General features: G+C 59.0%; 24 protein-coding genes and 1 pseudogene. 9 read left to right on the forward strand and 16 right to left on the reverse strand.

The features are described from left to right. Positions 1 to 15: 15 nt before the first annotated feature. The 7 genes from ruvB to ACWKV5_RS14590 all read right to left on the reverse strand — a co-directional run bounded on the left by ruvB (position 16) and on the right by ACWKV5_RS14590 (position 5,936). Positions 16 to 1,077: a Holliday junction branch migration DNA helicase RuvB gene (ruvB, locus tag ACWKV5_RS14560; protein WP_027922938.1), complete on the reverse strand. Its 1,062-nt coding sequence runs from the start codon at positions 1,075 to 1,077 to the stop codon at positions 16 to 18. Further along, the gene (gene ruvA, locus ACWKV5_RS14565; protein WP_059182263.1) at positions 1,078 to 1,695 is read right to left on the reverse strand and encodes a Holliday junction branch migration protein RuvA; all 618 of its coding nucleotides are present in this window, start codon (positions 1,693 to 1,695) and stop codon (positions 1,078 to 1,080) included. Positions 1,696 to 1,811: 116 nt separating this feature from the next. Further along, entirely contained in the window at positions 1,812 to 2,336 is a 525-nt protein-coding gene (gene ruvC, locus ACWKV5_RS14570) for a crossover junction endodeoxyribonuclease RuvC (protein WP_007945844.1), read from the reverse strand. Positions 2,337 to 2,494: 158 nt separating this feature from the next. After that, the gene (locus ACWKV5_RS14575; RefSeq protein WP_483841787.1) at positions 2,495 to 3,241 is read right to left on the reverse strand and encodes a YebC/PmpR family DNA-binding transcriptional regulator; all 747 of its coding nucleotides are present in this window, start codon (positions 3,239 to 3,241) and stop codon (positions 2,495 to 2,497) included. Positions 3,242 to 3,358: 117 nt separating this feature from the next. Beyond that, on the reverse strand, positions 3,359 to 5,134 hold the full coding sequence (gene aspS / locus ACWKV5_RS14580) for an aspartate--tRNA ligase (RefSeq protein ID WP_027922935.1): 1,776 nt from the start codon (positions 5,132 to 5,134) through the stop codon (positions 3,359 to 3,361). Between the two features lie 120 nt (positions 5,135 to 5,254). Next, positions 5,255 to 5,476 (reverse strand): FmdB family zinc ribbon protein, encoded by a 222-nt coding sequence (locus ACWKV5_RS14585; RefSeq protein ID WP_010457489.1) that lies wholly within the window; start codon positions 5,474 to 5,476, stop codon positions 5,255 to 5,257. A 136-nt stretch (positions 5,477 to 5,612) separates the two neighbouring features. Continuing rightward, the gene (locus tag ACWKV5_RS14590; protein ID WP_483841788.1) at positions 5,613 to 5,936 is read right to left on the reverse strand and encodes a ribbon-helix-helix domain-containing protein; all 324 of its coding nucleotides are present in this window, start codon (positions 5,934 to 5,936) and stop codon (positions 5,613 to 5,615) included. Between the two features lie 445 nt (positions 5,937 to 6,381). Here ACWKV5_RS14590 and ACWKV5_RS14595 point away from each other — a divergent pair, with 445 nt between their 5' ends. Then, positions 6,382 to 6,984 (forward strand): cold-shock protein, encoded by a 603-nt coding sequence (locus ACWKV5_RS14595; RefSeq protein ID WP_123432954.1) that lies wholly within the window; start codon positions 6,382 to 6,384, stop codon positions 6,982 to 6,984. A 61-nt stretch (positions 6,985 to 7,045) separates the two neighbouring features. On the opposite strand, the gene ACWKV5_RS14600 is transcribed toward ACWKV5_RS14595, so the two are convergent. Then, a complete protein-coding gene (locus ACWKV5_RS14600; protein WP_010457497.1) occupies positions 7,046 to 7,252 on the reverse strand; it encodes a SlyX family protein in 207 nt (68 codons plus the stop codon). 3 nt (positions 7,253 to 7,255) lie between these two features. After that, entirely contained in the window at positions 7,256 to 7,681 is a 426-nt protein-coding gene (locus tag ACWKV5_RS14605) for an HIT family protein (protein WP_483841932.1), read from the reverse strand. An 876-nt stretch (positions 7,682 to 8,557) separates the two neighbouring features. Here ACWKV5_RS14605 and ACWKV5_RS14610 point away from each other — a divergent pair. Beyond that, on the forward strand, positions 8,558 to 9,898 hold the full coding sequence (locus ACWKV5_RS14610) for an OprD family porin (RefSeq protein ID WP_483841789.1): 1,341 nt from the start codon (positions 8,558 to 8,560) through the stop codon (positions 9,896 to 9,898). Between the two features lie 142 nt (positions 9,899 to 10,040). Here ACWKV5_RS14610 and ACWKV5_RS14615 read toward each other — a convergent pair whose 3' ends face one another. After that, entirely contained in the window at positions 10,041 to 10,883 is an 843-nt protein-coding gene (locus ACWKV5_RS14615) for a mechanosensitive ion channel family protein (protein ID WP_483841790.1), read from the reverse strand. Positions 10,884 to 11,033: 150 nt separating this feature from the next. Beyond that, positions 11,034 to 11,519, reverse strand: coding sequence for a YajQ family cyclic di-GMP-binding protein (locus tag ACWKV5_RS14620; RefSeq protein ID WP_007906601.1), 486 nt, complete (start codon positions 11,517 to 11,519; stop codon positions 11,034 to 11,036). A gap of 140 nt (positions 11,520 to 11,659) precedes the next feature. Between ACWKV5_RS14620 and ACWKV5_RS14625 the strand changes: the two genes are divergently transcribed. From ACWKV5_RS14625 to ACWKV5_RS14635, 3 genes are read left to right on the forward strand one after another with little or no spacing between them, the layout of a single operon-like run. After that, complete coding sequence (locus ACWKV5_RS14625) at positions 11,660 to 12,577, forward strand: putative 2-dehydropantoate 2-reductase (RefSeq protein ID WP_483841791.1); 918 nt, start codon at positions 11,660 to 11,662, stop codon at positions 12,575 to 12,577. Positions 12,578 to 12,622: 45 nt separating this feature from the next. Next, positions 12,623 to 14,659 (forward strand): sensor histidine kinase, encoded by a 2,037-nt coding sequence (locus ACWKV5_RS14630; RefSeq protein WP_483841792.1) that lies wholly within the window; start codon positions 12,623 to 12,625, stop codon positions 14,657 to 14,659. Positions 14,660 to 14,662: 3 nt separating this feature from the next. Continuing rightward, positions 14,663 to 15,244 (forward strand): cob(I)yrinic acid a,c-diamide adenosyltransferase, encoded by a 582-nt coding sequence (locus ACWKV5_RS14635; protein ID WP_483841793.1) that lies wholly within the window; start codon positions 14,663 to 14,665, stop codon positions 15,242 to 15,244. A 104-nt stretch (positions 15,245 to 15,348) separates the two neighbouring features. Here the strand turns inward: ACWKV5_RS14635 and ACWKV5_RS14640 are convergent, their stop codons facing one another. From ACWKV5_RS14640 to argJ, 3 genes are all read right to left on the reverse strand, one after another. Beyond that, positions 15,349 to 16,299 (reverse strand): Nudix family hydrolase, encoded by a 951-nt coding sequence (locus ACWKV5_RS14640; RefSeq protein ID WP_483841794.1) that lies wholly within the window; start codon positions 16,297 to 16,299, stop codon positions 15,349 to 15,351. Further along, positions 16,296 to 16,928 (reverse strand): glutathione S-transferase family protein, encoded by a 633-nt coding sequence (locus tag ACWKV5_RS14645; protein ID WP_483841795.1) that lies wholly within the window; start codon positions 16,926 to 16,928, stop codon positions 16,296 to 16,298. The genes ACWKV5_RS14640 and ACWKV5_RS14645 overlap by 4 nt, the downstream gene beginning before the upstream one ends. A gap of 155 nt (positions 16,929 to 17,083) precedes the next feature. Further along, complete coding sequence (gene argJ, locus ACWKV5_RS14650; RefSeq protein ID WP_483841796.1) at positions 17,084 to 18,301, reverse strand: bifunctional glutamate N-acetyltransferase/amino-acid acetyltransferase ArgJ; 1,218 nt, start codon at positions 18,299 to 18,301, stop codon at positions 17,084 to 17,086. Between argJ and ACWKV5_RS14655 the strand changes: the two genes are divergently transcribed. Further along, a complete protein-coding gene (locus tag ACWKV5_RS14655; protein ID WP_185045018.1) occupies positions 18,300 to 18,452 on the forward strand; it encodes a hypothetical protein in 153 nt (50 codons plus the stop codon). The genes argJ and ACWKV5_RS14655 overlap by 2 nt on opposite strands. Here the strand turns inward: ACWKV5_RS14655 and secA are convergent. Beyond that, positions 18,424 to 21,159 (reverse strand): preprotein translocase subunit SecA, encoded by a 2,736-nt coding sequence (secA, locus tag ACWKV5_RS14660; RefSeq protein WP_483841797.1) that lies wholly within the window; start codon positions 21,157 to 21,159, stop codon positions 18,424 to 18,426. The two genes, ACWKV5_RS14655 and secA, sit on opposite strands and share 29 nt — an antisense overlap. A gap of 307 nt (positions 21,160 to 21,466) precedes the next feature. Here secA and ACWKV5_RS14665 point away from each other — a divergent pair, with 307 nt between their 5' ends. Further along, positions 21,467 to 21,922 (forward strand): DUF721 domain-containing protein, encoded by a 456-nt coding sequence (locus tag ACWKV5_RS14665; protein WP_123432965.1) that lies wholly within the window; start codon positions 21,467 to 21,469, stop codon positions 21,920 to 21,922. A gap of 122 nt (positions 21,923 to 22,044) precedes the next feature. On the opposite strand, the gene ACWKV5_RS14670 is transcribed toward ACWKV5_RS14665, so the two are convergent. Next, complete coding sequence (locus tag ACWKV5_RS14670; protein WP_483841798.1) at positions 22,045 to 23,532, reverse strand: helicase HerA-like domain-containing protein; 1,488 nt, start codon at positions 23,530 to 23,532, stop codon at positions 22,045 to 22,047. A 184-nt stretch (positions 23,533 to 23,716) separates the two neighbouring features. Here ACWKV5_RS14670 and ACWKV5_RS14675 point away from each other — a divergent pair. Both ACWKV5_RS14675 and ACWKV5_RS14680 read left to right on the forward strand, forming a co-directional pair. Then, positions 23,717 to 24,748, forward strand: a pseudogene (locus ACWKV5_RS14675) (HAMP domain-containing protein); the annotation flags it as partial. A gap of 93 nt (positions 24,749 to 24,841) precedes the next feature. Next, positions 24,842 to 25,606, forward strand: a complete 765-nt coding sequence (locus ACWKV5_RS14680) for a methyl-accepting chemotaxis protein (RefSeq protein ID WP_430539927.1) — start codon at positions 24,842 to 24,844, stop codon at positions 25,604 to 25,606. The last annotated feature ends 14 nt before the right edge of the window (positions 25,607 to 25,620 follow it).

The following is a 25,620-nucleotide window of genomic DNA, read 5'->3' on the forward strand; positions in this document are numbered from 1 at the left end:
AGCGCGCAAAAATTATTAATCATCCACGGCGTCAAGGAACTCGTCTACCACGGGCATTTCGCCCAATCGTGACGGGATATTTAAACCGAAGTGCAAATACGCATGCCGGGTCACCACTCGCCCCCGCGGGGTGCGCATGATGTAGCCCTGCTGGATCAGGTACGGCTCCAGCACGTCTTCAATGGTGTGGCGTTCTTCGCTGATGGCGGCGGCCAGGCTGTCCACCCCGACCGGCCCGCCGTCGAACTTCTCGATCATGGTCAACAGCAGGCGCCGGTCCTGGTGGTCGAAGCCACGTTCGTCGACATCCAGCAGGTTCAACGCAAGGTCGGCAATCGGCTTGGTGATGTGGCCCTTGGCGCGCACCTCGGCGAAATCGCGCACCCGACGCAGCAATCGGTTGGCGATCCGCGGCGTACCGCGGGCACGCCGGGCGATTTCGAAGGCGCCTTCCGGGTCCAGCGGCAAACCAAGGATGCTCGCCGAACGGCTGACAATCGTTGCCAGGTCCGCGGTGCTGTAGAACTCCAGGCGCTGGACGATCCCGAAGCGGTCGCGCAAGGGGTTGGTCAACATGCCGGCACGGGTCGTTGCACCGACGAGGGTGAAGGGTGGCAAATCAAGCTTGATCGAACGCGCGGCCGGCCCCTCGCCGATCATGATGTCGAGCTGGAAATCTTCCATGGCCGGGTACAGCACTTCTTCGACAATCGGCGACAGGCGATGGATTTCATCGATGAACAGTACGTCGTGGGGTTCAAGGTTGGTCAACAGCGCCGCCAGGTCACCCGGGCGTTCCAGCACCGGACCTGATGTGCTCTTGATCGACACGCCCATTTCCTGGGCGATGATGTTCGCCAAGGTGGTTTTACCCAGACCCGGCGGACCGAAGATCAGCGTGTGATCCAACGACTCGTTGCGCCCACGAGCCGCCTGGATGAACAACTCCATTTGCTCGCGAACGGTCGGCTGGCCGATGTATTCGGCCAGGCTGACGGGACGAATCGCCCGGTCCTGGACTTCCTCGCGGTCACGGGGACCCGGGGTGGCGGCAATCAGACGATCAGCTTCAATCACTTAAATCATTCCCTTCAGGGCACGACGAATCAGGTCTTCACTGCTCAAGCCTTTCTCCTTGATCGCGGAAATCGCCTTGCTGGCCTCCTGCGGCTTGTAGCCCAGGGAGATCAACGCGCTGACCGCATCGTTTTCGGCGGTGGCGACCGGCGCCGGCGCATCTGGCCCGCCCGGCTGATTGGGCACCAGCGCGAACATAGCCGGTACGGTTTCCCAGGCCTTGAAGCGGTCCTTGAGTTCCACCAGCAAACGTTCCGCCGTCTTCTTGCCCACGCCCGGCACCTTGGTCAGCGCCGAGGTGTCCTGGGACTGTACGCAACGGACCAGCTCATCGACTTCCAGACTGGACATCAATGCCAGCGCCAATTTCGGCCCTACACCATTGAGACGGATCAGCTCGCGGAAAAAGTCTCGCTCACGCTTTCCAAAGAAGCCATAGAGTAACTGCGCGTCTTCGCGTACGACCAAGTGGGTGTGCAAGGTCAGCGGTTCACCGACCGACGGCAAGCGATACAGCGTGGTCATGGGCACTTCCAGCTCATACCCCAGACCGTTTACATCCAGAATCAGGTGCGGCGGCTGTTTTTCAGCCAGTGTGCCGCGCAAGCGTCCAATCACGTTACAGATCCTTGAGCGTTGGCCAGATCAATGCCTGGCGACCGACAGAGCAAGGGTTCGCGTCGACAACACAGACACGAAAACCCTCATTCCATAAAAAATGATTGCTGATGCTATCAGAGACGCAGGCGCCCGCCACGACTGCGTGCCGTCCCCAGGCCATGGGGCAACAGACTGGAACGGGTGTGCGCATGGCAAATGGCGATGGCCAGGGCGTCAGAGGCGTCGATTTGCGGCTTGCTGGTCAATTTCAGCATGTGCATGACCATCATTTGCACCTGTTCTTTATTCGCCGCACCGGTGCCGGTCACTGCCTGCTTGACCTGGGTTGCGGTGTACTCGGCGATTTCCAGGCTTTCTTCGGCACCGGCAACGATGGCCGCACCGCGCGCCTGCCCCAGTTTCAGTGCAGAGTCGGCATTGCGCGCCATGAACACTTTTTCGATGCCCATGGTGACCGGGCCGTATGTCTGGATGATTTCACGCACGCCGCGATAAACGATTTGCAGACGCTCATGCAATTCTCCCGAGCCGGTACGAATGCAGCCCGACGCCACATACACACAGCCACGCCCGGTATCGCGCACCACGCCATAACCGGTAATACGCGAACCGGGGTCGATACCAAGAATTAAAGTCATAACGCCTGCGGATTCAGTAAAAGCACGATATTCAATTCAGCGAATAACAAATGTGGGAGCGAGCCCGCTCGCGAAAGCGGTTTCATATTCAGCAACGATGTTGCGTGAAAATCCGCATTCGCGAGCAGGCTCGCTCCCACATTGAATCTTAGTCGCCCTTAACCTAATTGTGCGGCTACCGATTCAGGGATGTCCGCATTGGAATAGACGTTCTGCACATCATCCAGGTCTTCAAGCATGTCAATCAGCTTGAGTACCTTCTCGGCGCCTTCCAGGTCCAGCTCGGCGCTGGTGGTCGGCAGCATGACGATTTCAGCGTCTTCACCCTTGAAACCGGCCGCTTCCAGCGCGTTGCGCACGGAATAGAAGCCGGCGAACGAGGTGAACACATCAATGGAGCCGTCTTCGTGGGTGACCACGTCATCGGCGTCGGCTTCCATCGCCGCTTCGATCAGCGCGTCTTCATCAACGCCTGGCGCGAAGGAAATCTGCCCTTTGCGCTCGAACAGATAAGCCACGGAACCGTCGGTGCCAAGGTTGCCGCCACATTTGCTGAACGCATGGCGAACAGCGGCCGCAGTGCGATTACGGTTGTCGGTCATGCACTCGACCATCACCGCCACGCCACCCGGGCCGTAGCCTTCGTAGCTCAGCTCGACCATGTCGTCGGTGTCGGCAGCACCGGCACCGCGCGCAACGGCGCGATCAATGATGTCGCGGCTCATGTTCGCGCCAAGGGCCTTGTCCAGCGCCAGACGCAGGCGCGGGTTGGAGCCCGGGTCACCGCCACCCTGTCGGGCAGCAACGGTCAGTTCACGAATCCACTTGGTGAAAATCTTGCCCTTCTTGGCATCCTGACGTTCTTTGCGGTGCTTGATGTTCGCCCACTTGGAATGACCCGCCATAACTCGCTCCGAATTCTCTTTGAAACATTGCCCGCCGCACTCAGTGTCGGCCAGCAACCAAAAAATCTCGACCTAAAGAAAAGGCGCACCCAAAAGGATGCGCCTTTGCGGTCAGCCTTACTCAGCCTTTGGCGTTTCGCGCAGACGAATGTGCAGTTCGCGCAATGCCTTGGCATCCACCTGGCCCGGTGCCTGAGTCATGACGTCCGCCGCGCTCTGGGTTTTCGGGAAGGCGATCACTTCACGGATCGACTGGGCGCCGGTCATCAGCATCACCAGACGGTCCAGACCGAAGGCCAGGCCACCGTGTGGCGGCGCGCCGTACTTCAGGGCGTCGAGCAGGAAGCCGAACTTCTCTTCCTGTTCAGCTTCGTTGATGCCCAGCAGGCGGAATACAGTCTGCTGCATTTCCTTGCGGTGGATACGGATCGAACCGCCACCCAGCTCGGTGCCGTTCAGCACCATGTCGTAGGCACGGGACAGAGCGGTCGCCGGGTTGGCTTCCAGTTCTTCCGGAGTGCACTTCGGCGCGGTGAACGGGTGGTGCAAGGCGGTGAAGCTGCCGTCGTCGTTCTCTTCGAACATCGGGAAGTCGACGACCCACATTGGCGCCCACTTGCAAGTCAGCAGGTTCAGATCGTTACCGACCTTGATCCGCAGTGCACCCAGAGCTTCGCTGACGATCTTGGCCTTGTCGGCACCGAAGAACACGATGTCGCCGTCAACCGCACCAACGCGATCGAGGATCACATTGAGGTTGGCTTCAGGGATGTTCTTGACGATCGGCGATTGCAGACCTTCAACGCCTTTGGCGCGCTCGTTGACCTTGATGTACGCCAGGCCCTTGGCACCGTAGATGCCGACGAACTTGGTGTAGTCGTCAATTTGCTTGCGCGGCATGCTCGCAGCGCCTGGAACGCGCAACGCGGCAATACGGCATTTCGGGTCGTTGGCCGGGCCGCTGAACACCTTGAAGTCGACTTCTTTCAGTTGATCTTCAACGTCAACCAGTTCCAGCGGGTTACGCAGGTCCGGCTTGTCGGAACCGTAACGGCGCATGGCTTCTGCGAAGGTCATGTGCGGGAAGTCGCCGAATTCCAGATCCAGCACTTCCTTGAACAGGTTGCGGATCATTTTTTCGGTGATGCCCATGATCTCGTTTTCATCGAGGAAGCTGGTCTCGATGTCGATCTGGGTGAATTCCGGCTGGCGATCAGCCCGCAGGTCTTCGTCGCGGAAGCACTTGGCGATCTGGTAGTAACGGTCGAAGCCAGCCACCATCAGCAGCTGCTTGAACAGCTGTGGCGATTGCGGCAAGGCAAAGAACGAACCGGCGTGAGTACGGCTCGGCACCAGGTAGTCGCGAGCACCTTCAGGGGTCGCGCGGGTCAGGATCGGCGTCTCGACGTCGAGGAAGCCGTTCTCGTCCAGGAAACGACGGATGCTGGTGGTCATGCGCGAACGCAGACGCAGCTTCTCGGCCATTTCCGGGCGACGCAGATCAAGGAAGCGATAGCGCAGGCGGGTTTCTTCGCCGACATCGGAGAACTCGTTCAGCGGGAACGGCGGGGTTTCCGATTCGTTCAGCACTTCCAGTTCGTAGCCGAGGACTTCGATCATGCCCGACGCCATGTTGGCGTTGGTCGCACCGGCCGGACGCAGGCGAACCTTGCCGGTGATCTTCACGACGTATTCGCTGCGCACGCGATCGGCGGCGGCGAAGGATTCAGCGCGGTCCGGGTCGAACACCACCTGGGCCAGACCGTCACGATCACGGATATCGAGGAAAATCACCCCACCGTGGTCACGGCGACGGTGAACCCAACCGCAAAGAGTAATTTCCTGGCCTTCCAGGCTTTCGTTCAGTTGGCCGCAATAATGGCTGCGCATCATGGTAGTGGTTTCGCTTCTCGTAATTCGAAATTCGGTCGGAGCCCTGCATATCCTGCCCTTTATATAAGGTGCCCGATGATGCAAGCGCTCGCACGTGTGGTTCAACTCAGGCCCTAGACCCTAGTCAGCTTTGTCGCCGCCGGCCAGGTTCTTCTTCGAGCCGGTCTTGAAATCGGTTTCGTACCAGCCGGTGCCGCTGAGGCGGAAACCTGGCATGGACAGCATCTTTTTCAGCTCTGGCGCCTGGCAGGCAGGGCAGTCGACCAGCGGTGCTGCGCTGATCTTTTGAATGGCTTCCAACTGATGACCACAGGAAGCACATTGATAGTCGTACATCGGCATGGGGGTTGTCTCGGCGATCAGATTGCTACCGCACACGCTGGGTTTTGCGGCAAAGAGCGGGATTATATCCATTAAATGCAGCCTGTGCAGCCGTAAGACTGCACAGACTGACACTCAGTCCGTTACGCCGCCGCGACTAGGGTGTCGCAACGCCGCCACCTTCCTTCAAGCTACGCACGACGCAGACAACCCGCACCAGCCCGGTAAAGTTCTTGACTCCGCCATGACGCAAATGCACTTCGCGGTCCACATGGGACAACAGTGCGCTGACCGAACAGCGATTGACCTTGGCCATATCGCCCAAAATGTCCCAGTAGACCTGCTCAAGCCGCAAGCAGGTCGCAAAACCATTCAAACGCACCGAACGGGATAACGGCCGGGCCAGCCCCATATCAAATTCACTGACGAACGGATCAACCCTGATATCCCTCCCCTCGCCAGACCTGTCTTCGTAAACCATATCGCTGACACTCCTTTGTCATCCTTGCCTTCTATAAGACCCACATTTGTTGTGTTGCCTTATAAAAGCGCAGGCGCAAAGGTATATCCAGATGACTTTATGACCATCGACGTAGGATAAGCCAACAGCTGAATGGGGATCATGGAGAGCGTCCTAGGCCGGCCAATTTCCTACGTGATCAGACGCGTTTTACCGCGTGCAAATGAGATTTGAAGAAGCAAAACGGCAAAGTGCGCACAAATCAACCTCCCGGGCACCGCCGGACTGCCTGATTTGAGTAGCCGCAGGCTTTGCTGTTAAATAGACAGGGTGTCGCGACCGCCTATTTTCCGGGGGCTGCGCATAGGCTGATACCGAATACGTGCCCAACGCCTCTTATTGTTCCGAAGCGAACCGTCTTCCCTCAGCTCTTCCTTGTGATCCGTCTTAACGTGAGTTAATCAAAATGTTGAAAATCGTCCACCTGCTAACGGGCGCAGCAGCCCTGCTGCTGTCCTTCATCCCCAGCCTGCGAGCTGAAGCGGTCCCTTACCTGCAACAACCCGATGCACTGTACCTGGCCTTTTTCGGCCTGTTGAACCTCACCCTTGCTCCGGTTATCCCCTACTGGAACAAAGGCCCGCGTCACCAACTGCAAAACCTGGTCAGCGTTCTGCTGGTGCTGGCCGTTCTCCTGCAAATCCTGACGTTGCTCGCGCCGATGCCTGTCATCGCCGGTCAACCTGCCGTCCTGTTCAGCCTGGTCGCAGCCCTGAGCGCGGTGTTACTGCACCTGGGCGTCAGCTTCTACAAATCGTCACCGGCCGCCGCCTCGCCAAGCTATGACATGAGCAACCGCGATACCGGCACCGTCAAGTGGTTCAACACTTCCAAAGGCTTCGGCTTTATTTCCCGCGATTCCGGCGATGATATTTTCGTGCATTTCCGGGCTATTCGTGGCGAAGGTCACCGCGTTCTGGTCGAAGGCCAGCGCGTGGAATTCTCCGTGATGAACCGTGACAAAGGCCTGCAAGCCGAAGATGTGATCGCCGCACTGCCGCGTCGCTGATTCAAAGGCTAAAAAAAACCGCGAACAGCCTGGCTGTTCGCGGTTTTTTATGGCCAGCATTTCAGTAATGCGGCGGCGGTGCTTCTTCTTCGAAGGTTTCAAACTGCCCCGCCATTTCTTCCTGGCGCTTGAGCAGTGCAGCCATTTGTAGCTGGAGGCGTTCAACTGCACGCTGCTGCGTCGCCAGCACATCACTCAATGACTGGATGGTGTCATCCTGAAACGCCAGCTGGCTCTCCAGATCGGTAACGCGATCTTCCAGGCTCATGACTCAACCCTCCAGAAACGTAAAGTCTTCGGTTAATACCAAACGCAGCCGTTCGCGAATCGCAGCGATCTGGTCTGCCTCGTAGGGTTTGGCCGGCACCTTGCCCCAGACCGGAGCAGGCCAGGCAGCGTCCTCGCGCTTGCGCACGATCACATGCATGTGCAATTGACTGACAACATTACCCAACGCTGCAACATTCAACTTGTCAGCGTCAAACGCATCCTTGAGCGTTTCCGCCAGCGCGGTCGTCTCTTGCCACAGCTGTTGCTGCTCGGCGACACCCAACTGAAATATCTCGCTGATATCGTCGCGACGAGGCACCAGGATGAACCAGGGATAATTCGAGTCGTTGGACAACAGCAGCCGGCAGAGCGGGAAATCCCCGATCGGTAGCGTGTCTTGTTGAAGCCGTGGATCTAAAGCGAACACTGTGCGCACTCCCGCCTGGTTCTCATTTTTCAGCTTAGCGCCCCTCCCGAGGGACGGCGCGCCAAGCGACAGGACGGCAGCATACCTGCGAACGGCGCTCGCTTCACGACCAGAGACGCGCCCCGCCATGAGACATTTTTTGTCCAGACGCACCATTACAGGACCAACGATCCGGCCAAAAGCGCCGAAATGACTGATTAACAACGATGTGTTCGAACCAGACAAATAACAACACTGTATGAATTCGGTACAGCGATTAAGATTTTTTGCACCAAAACCGCACAGCTCGTCTACGCTGAGTCGGTCAGCATCCGCGATCTACTCACTTTTGGGGTGAACCGGTAACGTTTTTGGTTGTCACGCTGCCGAACCGGAAGCTGAGACACTATGCAAACCCTGGCGTCAAGCCCGAACAAAACGTGCTTGAAACGCCCGGTTTTATGAGGTTTTTACACGTATAGACAGGCAGACAGAAAAAAACAGTAACAGATTTCTGTTTTGTGCACGCTTGTTGCATTCACACCCACATCGCCTTGGTCGCCTCTGCTGGAAGTGGAGGACTCAAGGCAAATAAAAACAGCGGCAGGGTTGCCCGATGGAGATTCAGACGTTTCACCAAGGACTCTTTTTACCGATGTTCAAGCTCTGGAAAACAACGTTAAAGTTGCCGGTCCGCTTGCATTGAGGCTGTAAATTTGCGACATCTACCAAGCTGTTTGCGACAGGGTCGTAAAGAAGCTGAAAGGTTAGATACGCAAGTATCGCCAACATGGTCGGCGTGATATAAGTTTGCGCCGACACAAAAAGAAAGAGCCGCCCAGATAATAAAACAGGTGGGACGGCAGTACTCTTCTAAAACCAAAGGAGCAAATCACGATGCGCGTGATGAAGTGGAGCATGATCGCACTGGCAGTTGCAGCAGCAGCCAGTACTCAGTTGGCAGTAGCCGCACCTTTCGTAAGCGACCAGGCAGAAGCCAAAGGTTTTGTTGAAGACAGCAAGCTCGACTTGCTGGTTCGCAACTACTACTACAACCGTAACAAGACTGACGGCGCTACCGACGACAAAGACTGGACCCAGGCCATTCAGGGCAACTTCAGCTCTGGCTACACCCAGGGTCTGATCGGTGTTGGCGTTGAAGCTTGGGGCCAACTGGCCATTAAGCTGGACGGTTCCGACAAATACGCAGGTTCGGGCAACATGTCCGTTGGCAATGATGGCGAAGTCAACAACAGCCAGGGCAAAGCCGGCGCTGCTGCCAAGTTCCGCATCTCCAAGACCGAGCTGAAAGTCGGCGACATGCAGCCAAGCACCTCTCCAGTGTTCGCTGTTGGCGGTTCGCGTATCCTTCACCAAACGGCCAGCGGTATCCAACTGCAGAGCAGCGAAGTCAAAGACCTTGACCTCGAAGCCGGTCACTTCTACTCGGCGACCAGCCAGGACAAAAACGCCCGTGACGGCGAACTGTGGGCTACTTACGCTGGCGTGCAAGCCAATTCCATCGACTACTTCGGTGGCAAGTACGGCGTGACCGACAACCTGAGCTTCTCGCTCTACGGTGCCAAGCTCGAAGACGTCTGGAACCAGTACTACGCCAACGGTAACTACACCCTCCCACTGGGTGGCGATCAGTCGTTGAACTTCGACGCCAACTACTACAACACCAAGGACACCGGTAACGCTAAAGCAGGCGAAATCAGCAACAACGCCTACTCCCTGGCTGCTGCGTTCTCGTTCCTGAAAGCGCACACCCTGACCCTGGGCTTCCAGAAAGTGAACGGCGACACTCCGTTCGACTACATCGGTGTAGGTGGTCACGTAGCCTCCCAAAACCGCGGTGGCGACTCGATCTTCCTCGCCAACTCCATCCAGTACTCTGACTTCAACGCCCCTGGCGAGAAGTCGGTACAAGCCCGTTACGACCTGAAAATGGCCGAATACGGCGTACCTGGTCTGAGCTTCATGACCCGTTACGTGAAAGGTTGGGACATCGACGGTACCAACACTCCAGCAGGCAGCGCTTACGCTGGTCTGTACGGTGCTGACGGTAAACACCACGAAGTCAACGTGGAAGCCAAGTACGTTATTCAATCCGGCCCAGCTAAAGATCTGTCGTTCCGCATCCGTCAAGCATGGCACACCGCCAACGCAGACGAAGGCGAAGGCGATATCTCTGAGTTCCGCCTGATCACCGACTACCCACTCAACATTCTGTAATTGCAGAACGTTAGTTTGCGGTAATCAAAAAAAGGCCCATCTTCGGATGGGCCTTTTTTCGTGGGTAACAAACACTGGGTTAAAACGATCAAATCCGCGAGAAACATGCCTGACCAAAGAGTCAGACATGATCAAAAAACAATCACTGCACTGCAGATTCCTGAACCACGCGAATCATCCGCTGTGGCAATGGAACATCAACACCGGCAGTTTTCAAACGATCACGGGACTGTTCGTTAAACATGAACATCACATCCCAGTAATCCGCCGTCTTTACCCAGACCCGAAGCGAAAGAGTGATCGAACTGTCACCCAGCGTAGAAACTACTGCCTGAGGTGCCGGATCTGCCAATACGCGCGGATCTTTGGCCAGTTCCAACAACACTTCGCGGGCCTTCTGCAAGTCTGCTTCGTAATCCACACCCACATCGAACACTACTTTGCGGGTCGGTTGACGGTTGGTATTGGTGATGATGCCGTTCGACAAGTTACCGTTGGGAACGATGATGGTTTTGTTATCGCCGGTACGCAGTACGGTGTGGAAGATCTGAATGCTGTCGACCGTACCGGCAACCCCTTGGGCTTCGATCCAGTCACCGATGCGAAACGGACGGAACAACAGAATCAACACGCCGCCGGCGAAGTTAGCGAGGCTGCCTTGCAAGGCCAAACCGATGGCCAGACCCGCCGCACCAATCGCCGCGACGAAGGAGGTGGTTTCCACGCCGATCATCGACGCAACGCTGACAATCAGCAAAACCTTGAGAATGATGTTCGCCAAGCTGCTGATGAACCCTTGCAGCGCGAGGTCAGCGTTACGCAGGGCCAGCAGGCCACCGAGTTTTTGCGTCACTTTGTTGATCAGCCACCAGCCGATGGCCAGGGTGATCACTGCCAGCAACACGCGGCTGCCGTATTCCATGATCATTGGAATCCAGGCTTGGGATGCCTTGACCAGGTTGTCCACTTCAGTATTCAAATCCATCTAATTTCTCCTGGGTTATGTGCAATCCGGGTGGGAGCGACGGTGCGGCGATCCGACCTGCTCGCGAAAACGCTGGATCACCCAGCATCTCTGCTAAATGTGAAGCAGCCTTCGCGGGCAAGCCCGCTCCCACAGGTCCCGAGTTGAAGGTCAGTCGCGGAAGTTGTTGAACTGCAGCGGCATATCGAACGTCTTGGCGCGCAGGGCCGCAATGGCTTCCTGCAAATCGTCACGCTTCTTGCCGGTAATGCGCACTTGCTCGCCCTGAATGGCAGCCTGGACCTTGAGCTTGGCGTCCTTGACGTGAGCGACGATTTTCTTCGCCAGCTCTTTGTCGATGCCTTCCTTGAGGACCGCTTCCTGCTTCATCAGCTTGCCCGATGCGTAGGCGTCCTTGACCTCAAGGCACTGCACGTCGATTTTGCGCTTGACCAGCGCCAGCTTGAGGATCTCGATCATCGCTTCGAGCTGGAAGTCGGCCTCGGCGGTCAGGTTGACGGTCAGGTCCTTTTCCTTGAACTCGAAGGTGCCCTTGCCCTTCAGGTCATAACGGCGATCGAGTTCCTTGACGGCGTTTTCGACCGCGTTGGTGACTTCGTGTTTGTCCAGTTCGGATACCACGTCGAACGACGGCATGTAATCTCTCCAATAAAAAGGCGCGCTCGATTGCAATGGCGCGCGCTTGGCTTGCGGTTAAAATCGGGCTCATTATAACGGGTCTTTTCCAACCGATACTGCGAGCCTCACATGCCTGCCTCAAACCGAGCAAAAAGCTGATGTCGACCACTTGGCATGTATTGGGCGCCGGCAGCCTTGGCACATTGTGGGCCACGCGTCTGGCGCGGGCCGATTTGCCGGTCCGGCTGATCGTTCGGGATGCGCAGCGCTTGCAGGCGTATCACGCCGCGGGCGGTTTGACGCTGGTCGAGCACGGCGTAGCCAACACCTATGACATCCCCGGCGAAACACCGGACAGCCACGAACCGATCAGCCGCCTGCTGGTGGCCTGCAAGGCTTACGACGCCGAGAAAGCCGTCGCACAACTGGCGCCACGCCTGACACCCGACGCCGAGCTGATCCTGCTGCAGAACGGCCTCGGCAGTCAGGACGCCGTGGCGGCGCAGGTGCCGCAAGCCCGTTGCGTGAGCGCATCGAGTACCGAAGGCGCGTTTCGCGATGGCGATTGGCGTGTGGTGTTCGCGGGCCACGGCTACACCTGGCTGGGGGATGCAGGCCATCCGGTTGCGCCGATCTGGCTGGATGATCTGATAGCTGCCGGAATCCCCCATGAATGGAGCACCGACATCCTCACGCGACTGTGGCGAAAACTGGCGCTTAACTGTGCGATCAACCCCCTGACGGTTCTTCACAATTGCCGCAATGGCGGATTGCAAGAACATCAGTGTGAGGTCGCGACCCTCTGCGGTGAATTGGCCGAGTTGCTCGAACGCTGTGGTCAGCCCGCCGCGGCAGAAAACCTGCAACAGGAAGTCGAGCGCGTGATCCAGGCCACGGCGGCCAATTACTCCTCGATGTATCAGGACGTCGCGAATCAGCGCCGCACCGAAATCACCTACCTGCTGGGCCATGTGTGCAAAGTGGCCGAGCGTCATCAACTGAACCTGCCCCACCTGCATCAATTACAGCAGCGGCTGATCGGCCATCTGCACAGCCTTGGATTGCCCAGCGACTGAGCAGCGGCTACGCTGGCCACGTGTTCCATTTAAGCGACGAACCTGATGCCATTGCGCCAGCGCCTCGAAAACCTTCCCGTCGGCCAGAAATTGCTGGCCGCCCTGCTGGTGCTGTTGATCACCATCCTGCTGGTTGCCAACCTGACCTTCATCAGCGCGGCGTATTACATCTCCCAGGAAAGCATGGCGCCCCAAGCCTTGCAGACCATTGGCCGACTGGTGTCGAACCCGAGCCTGGTGGCCGACGCCTTGAAGACGCCACAAAACGCCGAACGCCTGCTCAACGAACTCAACAGTTACTCGCCGCTGCGTGCCGCCGCCATTTATGACGGCAAGGGCGAACGACTGGCGCAATTGCAACATGGCGACAAACTCAGCCTGCCGGGGCGCTATCAACACATTGAAGCCTGGCAAGCGACCGAGTTTCGCAGCAATCAACTGATCACCCTGCCTCGCCCTGGCACCGAGCCCGGTCATTTATTGCTGGTAGCCAGCAGCGAGCTGCCGATGGCGTTCTACACCGGCACCCTCACGGCCAGTCTGGGCATTCTGATCTTCAGCGTGCTGTTGTGGCTGGTGATCGCCCGGCAAATCAAACGCCTGATTACCCGCCCCATCCATGAGCTCGAAGAGCTGTCCCGGCAAGTAACCCGCGAAGAGAACTACGCGCTGCGAGCCTCCCGCGGCAACCACGACGAAATCGGCAGCCTCGCGGAGGCGTTCAACACCATGCTCTCGCGGATCGAGGCCCGGGAGCAGCAACTCAAGCGCGCCCGTGACGACTCCCAGGCCGCTTATGACCAGGCGCAGGGCCTGGCCGAAGAAACGCGCCATACCAATCGCAAACTGGAACTTGAAGTCCAGGTGCGCAGCAAGATCGAGAAAAAGCTCACCGGTTTCCAGAATTACCTCAACAGCATCATCGACTCCATGCCGTCGGCGTTGATCGCCCTCGACGAGCAGCTCTACGTGACCCAGTGGAATCAGGAAGCCAGCGCCCTCTCCGGCACCCGTCTGGATGAAGCGCTGAACCAGCCGATCTTCCTCGCCTTCGAACCGTTGAAGCCATTTCTGCCGCAGCTCAAGCAAACCGTCGAGCAGCACACCGTGGCCAAGATCGAACGGGTAACGTGGTTCAAGGACGATGAGCCCAAGCATTACGCCCTGACCTTTTACCCACTGATGGGCGGTGCCGGGCGCGGCGTGGTGATCCGGATCGACGACATTACCCAGCGTCTGTCGCTGGAAGAAATGATGGTGCAGTCGGAAAAGATGCTTTCGGTCGGTGGCCTCGCCGCCGGCATGGCCCATGAAATCAATAACCCGCTGGGCGCGATCCTGCACAACGTGCAAAACATTCGCCGACGCCTGTCACCTGACCTGCCCAAAAACCTGGAGCAAGCCGAGCATATCGGCATCGAGCTGGAAACAGTCAACCAGTACCTGAAGGTGCGCGAAGTCCCGCAATTGCTCGATGGCATTCAGCAGGCTGGCGCCCGGGCGGCGAAGATTGTGACGCACATGCTCAGCTTCAGCCGCCGCAGCACCCGGCAAATGGCCCCGTGCGACCTGCCGGCACTGATCGATCAAGCGGTGGAAATCGCCGGTAACGACTTCGACCTGGCGATCGGTTTCGACTTCAAGGGCCAGGCGATCATTCGCCAGTTCGATCCAGCCCTCGGCCCGGTGCCGGGCACCGCCAACGAACTCGAACAGGTGCTGCTCAACCTGTTAAAAAACGCCGCTCAGGCCATTCACCAGCGCGAGGACGATAGCGAACCGGGGCGGATCATTCTGCGCACCAGACTGAACCCGCCCTGGGCGGAAATCCAGGTCGAGGACAATGGCATCGGCATGAGCGAAAACGTGCGCAAACGTACGTTCGAGCCATTCTTCACCACCAAGGAAATCGGCCAGGGCACGGGGCTGGGCCTGTCGGTCTCCTATTTCATCATCACCAACAATCACAAGGGCCAGATGGAAGTGCAGTCGACGCCAGGCCAAGGCACCTGCTTCACCTTGCGCCTGCCCTTGTCGGGCGCGCCGGTCATCTCCCAAGAACTCAATCAGCTATCGAGGTAACCCATGGGCTTTCGCTTGTCGAAGATTTACACCCGCACTGGCGACAAAGGCGAAACCGGGCTCGGCGATGGTCGCCGGGTGCCCAAGGACCACCCGCGAATCGAGGCCATCGGTGAAGTCGATTCGCTGAACAGCCAGGTCGGCGTGCTGCTGGCCGGGTTGGCAGCAGAAAGCGTCACGTATCCGGGGTTGAACGAGGTCATCGAAGTATTGGCGCCTTGCCAGCACCGTTTGTTCGACTTGGGTGGCGAGTTGGCGATGCCGGTGTATCAGGCGTTGGACGCGGTAGAAATCGAACGCCTGGAAACGGCGATTGATCGCTGGAATGAAGAGTTGGGACCGCTGGAAAATTTCATTCTGCCTGGCGGTTCAGCGTTGATCGCTCAGGCGCATGTGTGCAGATGCCTGGCGCGCAGTGCGGAGCGGCGGTGCCAGCAGTTGAATGCGATTGAGCCGCTGGCCGGGGTTGGGTTGGCGTATATCAATCGGTTGTCGGATGTGTTGTTTGTGGTGGCGCGGGTGATTGCCAAGCGGCAGGGGGTGGCGGAGATTTTGTGGCAGCCTGCGGCGAAACCGCAGGATTAAGTAGCGCCTGTACAGCCGCCTTCGCGAGCAGGCTCGCTCCCACATGGATCGGGGTGTTCACAAATCCAATGTGTGAGCGGGCTTGCTCGCGAAGGGGCCAGTAACTACACCAAAGAATCAGGCCAGAACGCCCGAATCCCCGCCACACCCTGCGCCCCTGCCTCCCAGGCTTGCTGCCGTTCCGCCGGGCCAACACCGCCCAACAGGAACACCGGCTTGCTGAAGCCCGCAATCAACGCCGAAGCCTGATCCCAGCCCAACGGCTGCGCATCTGGATGAGTCTGGGTTTTCTGCACCGGCGACAGGGTCACAAAGTCCACGCCCATCTGCTCAGCCAACGCCAGTTCTTCAGCGTTATGACACGACGCCGCCAACCAGCGCGACGCCGGCAGTGGTCGCCCCGCCGCCGCGTATTTACGCAACTGGGCCGAGGTGATGTGCCAACCGGCGGACGGAAAATCACCGAGCCATTCGAACGGCCCCTTGATCATCAACTGCGCCTTGCCGGCACACAGCCCGGCCGCGTCTACCGCCAGGTCACGGTACTTCGGATCGTAGCCGTTGGGCGCCCGCAGCTGGATCAGTTTGATCCCGCCGCCGATGGCTTTCTGGATGCCGCGCAGCAGGGCCGGAGTTTCCAGGTCTTCGGGGGTAATCAAGTATTCGGCAGGCAAACGTGCCGCCGCGACGATCGGCTGGTTGGCCGCCGGGAACTTGTAGTTCAGCAGGTCGCGTGGCGACACCCACTCCAGCGGCTGACCTTCGGCACCGTGGGGTTCCCCGGTAAAGGCCGAGACTTCCCAGACGTCCAGCAACACCTGCTTGTCCGGGTAATCGTGATGAACTTTGATCAGCGGTCGTGCGGCGCTGACCACAATGCCCAGTTCTTCCTGAAGTTCACGGCTCAGCGCGGTTTCTACAGACTCGTCGCCCTCGACCTTGCCACCGGGAAACTCCCACAAACCGCCCTGGTGCTGAGTATCGGCACGGCGTGCAATCAGGATCTTGCCGCTGTTATCACGGATAACGGCAGCGGCTACATGAACTCGTTTCACTGCCCGACCTCCTCCAGACCTGCCTTCTGCCAGGCTTTGAACGCCGGCCATTGGTAGATTGCTTCGACGTAAGCTTCATCTGCAGCCGGCAATTTCACCTGATAGGTGCGCAGGCGTACGGCAATCGGCGCAAAGAACGCATCGGCCAGGGTTGCGCCGCCGAACAGGAACGGCCCGGTGTCGGTCGCCACAGCACGGCATTCTGCCCACAAGGCCAGCATGCGCTGGATGTCGGCCTGAACATCTTCAGGTGTCGGCACCAGCGGCGCATCGCGGCTCAGGTCGAACGGCATGTTGCCGCGCATGGCAAAGAACCCGGCGTGCATCTGCGCACAAGCCGAACGCGCCTGGGCACGGGCGGCGGTGTCTTTTGGCCAGAGGCCGGCATCGGGGAATTGCTCGGCCAGGTACTCGGCAATCGCCAGGGAATCGGCGATGGTGCCGTGTTCGGTTTTCAGCAGCGGGACTTTGCCGGTCGGCGAATGCTTGAGCAGGCGTTCGCGGGTGTCGGGTTGGCCCAGCTTGATCAATTCTTCGGTGTAGGCCGCGCCGGTCAGGTCGAGCGCCAATGCAACGCGCAGGGACCAGGAGGAAAGCAGTTTGTCGCCGATGATCAGGTGGAGGCTCATGTTCGGGACCTTTTGATGAGGGGTACAGGCCAGTCTTGTGGTGACTGGAAGCCCGCCTTCGCGAGCAGGCTCGCTCCCACAGTTGACCGAGTGCTTCCAGGATGAATGCGATCGAATGTGGGAGCGAGCCTGCTCGCGAAGGGAGCGACTCGATCTTAAGTACGGTACTCGGCGTTGATTTTCACGTATTCGTGCGACAGGTCGGTGGTCCAGATGGTTTCGCTGCAATCGCCGCGACCCAGCTCGATACGGATGGTGATCTCTTCCTGCTGCATGACCGCAGCGCCCTGGGCTTCGGTGTACGTCGCAGCACGTGCGCCACGGCTGGCAATGCACACCTCGCCGAGGAACACGTCGATCTTGCTCACGTCCAGGTTCGGCACGCCGGCACGGCCAACGGCGGCCAGGATGCGGCCCCAGTTCGGGTCGGAAGCGAACAACGCCGTCTTGATCAGCGGCGAGTGCGCCACGGTGTAGCCGACGTCCAGGCATTCCTGGTGATTGCCGCCGCCATTGACTTCAACGGTGACGAACTTGGTCGCGCCTTCGCCGTCGCGAACGATGGCCTGGGCCACGTCCATGCACACCTCAAACACCGCTTGCTTCAACTTGGCGAACAACTCGCCTTCGGCACGGGTGATTTCCGGCAGTGCAGCCTGACCGGTGGCGATCAGCATGCAGCAGTCGTTGGTCGAGGTGTCGCCGTCGATGGTGATGCGGTTGAACGACTTGTTGGCACCGTCCAGCAGCAGGTTTTGCAGCACGTCACGGGAGACTTTGGCGTCAGTGGCGATGTAGCCGAGCATGGTCGCCATGTTCGGACGGATCATGCCCGCGCCTTTGCTGATGCCGGTGACGGTGATCGTCACGCCGTCATGCTGGAACTGGCGGCTCGCACCCTTGGGCAGGGTGTCGGTGGTCATGATGCCGGTGGCGGCCGCTTCCCAGTTGTGGATCGACAGGTCGTCGAGGGCCGCTTGCAGCGCGCCTTCGATTTTCTCGACTGGCAGCGGCTCGCCGATCACGCCGGTGGAATACGGCAGCACCAGGCTGGCATCCACACCCGTCAGTTCAGCCAGCTTCGCGCAGGTACGCTCGGCAGCGGCCAGGCCAGGTTCGCCGGTGCCGGCGTTGGCATTGCCGGTGTTGGTCAACAGGTAACGCACCGGGCCTTGCACGCGTTGCTTGGCCAGGATCACTGGCGCGGCGCAAAAGGCGTTCAGGGTGAAGACGCCCGCGACGGTGGAGCCTTCGGCGCAGCGCATGACCACGACATCCTTGCGCCCCGGGCGCTTGATGCCGGCCGAGGCGATACCGAGTTCAAAACCGGCAACCGGGTGCAACGTTGGCAAAGGACCAAGACCAACAGCCATGAATGCGCTCCTCAAAAAATGTAGTCATCACCGTCATGCGATGAACGGCGGTATTAAATGGCAAAACGCCGCGACGGCTGATGCCGGTCGCGGCGCGGGTATTTCAGCGATTGAAACGGGTTTTACTGGATCTGCCCGTGGCAATGCTTGAATTTCTTGCCCGAACCGCAGTAGCACAGTTCGTTACGGCCCAGCTTCTGCTCGTTGCGAACCGGTGCCACGGCGAGGGCGACATCAATCTCTTCGCCCAACGGTTCCACTTGCTCAAGACCCGGTGCTTCTTCGTGATGGAACTGCATGCGTGCGGCCAGTGCTTCGGCTTCCTGACGCAGGCGTTGCTCTTCGGCTTCCGGATCTTCGCGGCGAACCTGAACGTGGGACAACACACGGATCGAGTCGCGTTTGATCGAATCCAGCAGCTCGGAGAACAGCGTGAACGACTCGCGCTTGTACTCTTGCTTCGGGTTCTTCTGGGCATAACCACGCAAGTGGATGCCGTGACGCAAGTGGTCCATGGTCGACAGGTGGTCTTTCCACAGGTCGTCCAGCACGCGCAGCACGATTTGTTTCTCGAAGCTGCGCAGCGCTTCGGCGCCCGCCTGGTCTTCTTTCTCGTTGTACGCCGCGATCAGCTCTTGCATCAGCTTCTCACGCAGGGTTTCTTCGTACAGGTGATCGTCTTCGTCGAGCCATTGCTGGATCGGCAGCGCCACACCGAAGTCGCTCTGCAACGCCGCTTCCAGACCGGCCACGTCCCACTGCTCAGGCAGCGATTGCGGTGGAATGTGCGCACTGATGGTGGCGTTGAGCACGTCCTGACGGAAATCGGCGATGGTTTCGCCAATGTTGTCAGCGGCCAGCAACGTGTTACGCATGTGATAAATCACTTTACGCTGTTCGTTGTTGACGTCGTCGAACTCGAGCAGTTGCTTACGAATATCGAAGTTACGGCCTTCAACCTTGCGCTGAGCCTTTTCGATGGCGTTGGTCACCATGCGGTGCTCGATCGCCTCGCCTGGCTGCATGCCCAGGGCCTTCATGAAGTTCTTCACCCGGTCAGAGGCGAAGATACGCATCAGGCTGTCTTCCAGCGACAGGTAGAAGCGACTGGAACCGGCGTCACCCTGACGACCGGCACGACCACGCAGCTGGTTATCGATACGGCGCGATTCGTGACGCTCGGAAGCAATCACCTGCAAGCCGCCCGATTCGAGCACTTGCTGGTGACGCTTCTGCCAGTCGGCCTTGATCTGGGCAATCTGCTCTGGTGTCGGATCTTCCAGGGACGCCACTTCCACTTCCCAGTTACCGCCCAACAGGATGTCGGTACCACGACCGGCCATGTTGGTAGCGATGGTCAGTGCGCCTGGGCGACCGGCCTGGGCAATGATCTCGGCTTCCTTTTCGTGGAACTTGGCGTTCAGAACCTTGTGTTCGATGCCTTGTTCCACGAGCAGGCGGGACATGTGCTCGGAGGTTTCGATGGTCGCGGTACCCACCAGCACCGGGCGGCCCGCCGCCATGCTTTCCTTGATGTCCGCCACGATGGCCGTGTACTTCTCGTCGGCCGTCAGGAACACCAGGTCGTTGTAGTCCTTACGGGCCAACGGCTTGTTCGGCGGAATGACCATGACCTGCAGGCCATAGATCTGATGGAACTCGAACGCCTCGGTGTCGGCCGTACCGGTCATGCCGGACAGCTTGTTGTACAGGCGGAAGTAGTTCTGGAACGTGGTCGATGCCAGGGTCTGGCTTTCAGCCTGGATGTTCAGGTTTTCCTTGGCTTCGATGGCCTGGTGCAGGCCTTCGGACAAACGACGGCCCGGCATGGTACGACCGGTGTGTTCGTCGACCAGGACAACCTGACCGTCCTGCACGATGTACTCGACGTTGCGATGGAACAGTTTGTGCGCACGCAGACCGGCATAAACGTGGGTCAGCAGACCCAGGTTGTGTGCCGAGTACAGGCTCTCGCCTTCAGCCAGCAGGCCGAGGGAGGTCAGCGACTCTTCTACGAATTGATGGCCCGCTTCGTTGAGTTCGACCTGGCGGGTCTTCTCATCGACGGTGTAGTGGCCGGCCTTGGTGACTTCGCCTTCAACTTCTTCGACGTGCAATTCCAGGCGCGGGATCAGTTTGTTGATCTCGATGTACAGCTTGGAGCTGTCCTCGGCCTGACCGGAAATGATCAGTGGAGTACGGGCTTCGTCGATGAGGATGGAGTCGACTTCGTCGATCACGGCGAAATTGAGTTCGCGCTGGAATTTTTCTTCCATGCTGAACGCCATGTTGTCGCGCAGGTAATCGAAACCGAATTCGTTGTTGGTGCCGTAGGTAATGTCGGCGGCGTAAGCCAGACGTTTCTCTTCCGGCGGCTGGAACGGCGTGACCACGCCGACCGTCAGGCCGAGGAATTCGTAGAGCGGACGCATCCAGTTGGCGTCACGACGGGCCAGGTAGTCGTTCACCGTCACAACGTGCACGCCCTTGCCGGACAGCGCGTTGAGGTAAACGCCCAGTGTTGCCACCAGGGTCTTGCCTTCACCGGTACGCATTTCCGCGATCATGCCTTCATGCAAGGTCATGCCGCCGATCAGCTGGACATCGAAGTGGCGCATACCCATGACGCGCTTGCCGGCTTCGCGGGCGACCGCAAAGGCTTCAGGCAACAGCTTGTCGAGGGTTTCCCCTTTGGCGATGCGGGCCTTGAACTCGTCTGTCTTGGCACGCAATTGATCGTCCGAAAGGGCCACCATTTGCTCTTCGAAGGCATTGACGAATTGCACCGTCTTGAGCATGCGTTTGACTTCACGCTCGTTCTTGCTTCCAAAAAGTTTCTTTAACAAAGGCGCAAACATATCGGCAGGATCTTCCACACTAAAGGGATGGAGGGCGGCCCCGTGAGTCGCCCGTGCAGCCCTCATGGCCGCATGCGAACGAGCATTCTACCCGGAAACGATGGTGAGGAAAGTGGCGTTATTCCACGATGCATGCACTGCGCTGTTACGGGGCTCACTTAAAATAAGGGCTTTTTGCTGAACTTCAAGCCGTTCACGGCAGAAGTTACTTGTTGATTTAATGGGTAAAGCGCTCGCAAAGCAATGGGTCAGGTGCACCAGGTGCTTTCTGCTACCATAGCGGCTCTGTTACTTCAGGTGTCTGATCATGGCATTTCGCCCTCTTACGGCCAGAGCACCCGCCGTTCTGCTTCGCGAAGCCAAGCCGCTGAAAGCTATTTTTGGCCACGCTCAACGCCTGGGTCATTTACAACGTCTGCTCGAAAGCCAATTGCAACCGGCCGCTCGCGAACACTGCCATGTGGCGTCGTGGCGCGAAGGCAGTTTGTTGCTGATCGTCACCGACGGCCATTGGGCCACGCGCCTGCGTTATCAGCAAAAACGTCTGCAACGCCAGTTACAGATGTTTGACGAGTTCGCCAGCCTGACGCGGATTCTGTTCAAGGTGCAGCCACCGACCGTGCAACAAGGCGCGGCGGGACACACCATCAGTTTGTCGTCGGATGCGGGCGCGACGATTCAGGCCACGGCTGAGGGGATCAGCGATCCGAATCTGCGGGCTGCGCTTGAACGCCTCGCGGCGCACGCCAAACCCAAAACCTGACACAAAACCCAGTGTGGGAGCGAGCCTGCTCGCGAAAGCAATCTGACATTCAAATCGATGTTGTCTGATCGGCCGCTTTCGCGAGCAGGCTCGCTCCCACAGGGGATTATTGTGTTCGCTTGCTAGCGGCTTTTTTTGCCGCCGAGCAGCGAGCCCATCAGCCCGCGTACCAATTGTCGGCCCAACTGATTAGCCGCCTGTCGCATTGCCGATTTCAACGCCTGTCCGGCCGCCGTCCCGAGAAACTCCCCGGCCTGCTCGGTGAAACTTGGCTCTTCGGGCGCAGGTTTGGCGGGCGCGGCATCGGGATCAGGTGCCAGGCCCTTGCGTCCCATCAGCACTTCATAAGCCGATTCCCGATCAATCGGCTTGTCATAACGGCCCTGCAACGGCGAACCGGCGATCAGTGCCGCGCGCTCGGCCTCGCTCAACGGCCCGATCCGCGATTGCGGTGGCGCGATCAACACGCGCTGGACCATCTCCGGCGTGCCTTTATCGGCCAGCGTCCCGACCAGCGCCTCGCCGATCCCCAGTTCGGTCAACACCGACAAGGCATCGAATGCCGGGTTCGGCCGGAAGCCCTCGGCCACGGCGCGCAGGGATTTCTGCTCCTTGGCGGTGAATGCGCGCAAACCGTGCTGGATGCGTAAACCCAGTTGGGCCAGCACGTCATCCGGCAGGTCACCCGGTGATTGAGTGACGAAATACACGCCCACGCCTTTCGAGCGAATCAACCGCACCACTTGTTCCAGTCGATCCTGCAATGCCTTGGGCGTCCCGGCGAACAGCAAATGTGCTTCGTCGAAAAACAACGCCAGCAGTGGTTTGTCCGCATCACCGCGTTCCGGCAATTGCTCGAACAACTCGGCGAGCAGCCACAGCAGGAAAGTCGCGTAAACCTTCGGCGCTTCATGAACCAGACGACTGGCATCCAGCAAATGAATGCGCCCGCGACCGTCAGCGGTCGGTTGCAGAATGTCTTCGAGTTGCAGCGCCGGTTCGCCGAACAGCGCTTCGGCGCCTTGTTGTTCCAGCGTCGCCAGCCGCCGTAACAGCGCCTGGCTGGAGCCGGTGGTCATCAACGCAGCATCATCGCCGAGCAATTCGGGGTTATCACGCAGGTGATTGAGCAGCGCCTTCAGGTCCTTGAGATCCAGCAGCAACAGCCCTTCGCGGTCCGCCACTTTGAACGCCGCGTACAGCGCCGACTGCTGGCTGTCGGTCAGTTCCAGCAGGCTGCCCAGCAACAACGGGCCCATTTCACTCAGGGTGGTGCGCAATGGATGACCGGACTGACCATGAATGTCCCACAGCGTCACGGGATACGCCTGAGGCCTGTGGTTCAGCCACGTCATCCCGGCAATGCGCTCGGCGATCTTGCCTTGGGGGTTGCCGGCGGCGCCGAGGCCACACAGGTCGCCCTTGATGTCGGCGGCGAACACCGCCACGCCTGCGTCGCTGAAGGCTTCGGCCATGCGTTGCAAGGTGACGGTTTTACCGGTCCCGGTAGCGCCGGCGACCAGACCGTGACGGTTCGCCAGACGCATGGCCTGGGCGATGGGCTGACCGGCAAGATCGGCACCGAGAACGAGTTGCAATGAGTCAGGCATTTTGTCACCTAATGGTTAATCTTTGATCCGGCGCGGCCGATACAAAACAAGAGACTACACAGAAATCAGCGTCGGTATTCCCTAAGGACAGGACAGAACTATCAGCTGCTTTTCACCCTGCCCGTTTTGCGTGCCTTTATAAAAGCACGCCCAGAACAATAAGACCTTAGCGGAACCCCAAGCCATGAACAAAAACCTGCGCTTCAGCCATAAGATTTTGCTTGCCGCCGCCCTCATTGTTATTGCTGCCTTCGCCTCGTTCACCCTGTACAACGATTATTTACAGCGCAACGCCATCCGCGAAGACCTGGACAATTACCTCAATGAGATGGGCGACGTCACCGCCAACAACATCCAGACCTGGTTGGCCGGTCGAATCCTGCTGATCGACAGCCTCGCTCAAAACATCGCCATCAACCCTGAACAGTCCAACGTCGCCAGCCTGCTCGAGCAGAAAGCCCTGACGTCGACCTTCATGGCGTCCTACCTGGGCGATGCCACCGGCAGCTTTACCATTCGCCCCGACGCCAAGATGCCGGCCGGCTTCGATCCACGGGTCCGCCCTTGGTACAAAGGCGCCGAAAGCAGCAGCACCGCGACCCTGACCGAACCGTATATCGACGCGGCCACCGGCCAGACCATCATTTCCATCGCCACCGCCTCGAAGAAGGCCGGGCAAAGCGTCGGTGTAGTGGGCGGTGACCTGAGCCTGCAAACCCTGATCGACACCCTCAGCGCCCGTGATTTCGCCGGCATGGGTTACGCCTTCCTGGTCAGCGCCGACGGCAAGATCCTGGTGCACCCGGACAAAGCCCTGGTCATGAAGTCCCTGAGCGAGGCGTACCCGAAAAACACCCCGCGCATCAGCAGCGACTTCAGTGAGGTCGACGTCGACGGCAAGACCCGTATCGTCACCTTTACCGCGATCAAAGGCCTGCCATCGGTCAACTGGTACATCGGCCTTTCGGTGGACAAGGACAAAGCCTTCTCGATGCTCAGTTCGTTCCGCGCCTCGGCCGTGGTCGCGACCATCATTGCCGTGGCGATCATCATCGCGCTGCTGGGCATGCTGATCCGCATCCTGATCCAGCCGCTGCACGTCATGACCCGCGCCATGGAAGACATCGCCGACGGTGAAGGCGACCTGACCAAGCGCCTGACCATCCAGAACAACGATGAATTCGGCATCCTCGGTACCGCGTTCAACCGTTTTGTCGAACGTATTCACACCTCGATTCGCGAAGTGTCCTCGGCCACCGGGCAAGTCAACGAAGTGGCGCTGCGTGTTGTCGCCGCCTCGAACTCGTCGATGTTCAACTCCGATCAGCAGGCCTCGCGCACCAGCAGCGTCGCCGCCGCGATCAATCAGCTCGGGGCCGCCGCCCAGGAAATCGCCCGTAACGCCGCGCAAGCGTCGAGTCAGGCCAGCGACGCCCGCAGCCTGGCTGAAGACGGCCAGCAAGTGGTGGACCGCAGCATCAAGGCGATGAATCAGCTGTCGAGCATGCTCAGTGCCTCGAGCACCAACATCGAATCGCTGAACAGCAAAACCGTGAACATCGGCCAGATCCTCGAAGTGATCACCAGCATTTCCCAGCAAACCAACCTGTTGGCACTCAACGCGGCCATCGAAGCAGCCCGCGCCGGTGAAGCCGGCCGTGGTTTCGCGGTGGTGGCGGATGAAGTGCGCAACCTGGCGCACCGCACGCAGGAATCGGCGCAACAGGTGCAGACCATGATCGAGGAGCTGCAAGTTGGCGCCCGCGAATCCGTCAGCACCATGAGCGACAGCCAGCGTCACAGTCAGGACAGCGTGGAAATCGCCAACCTGGCAGGCGAGCGGTTGAATAGCGTGACCTTGCGCATCGGTGAAATCGACGGGATGAACCAGTCGGTGGCCACGGCAACTGAAGAGCAGACGGCGGTGGTGGAGTCGATCAACGTCGACATTACCGAGATCAATACGCTCAACCAGGAAGGCGTGGAAAACCTGCAATCGACGTTGCGCGCGTGCTCGGACCTTGAGCAGCAGGCTTCGCGGCTGAAGCAGTTGGTAGGCAGTTTCCGAATCTGATATCTGAGCCATCC

This window comes from Pseudomonas oplopanacis (assembly GCF_057128725.1).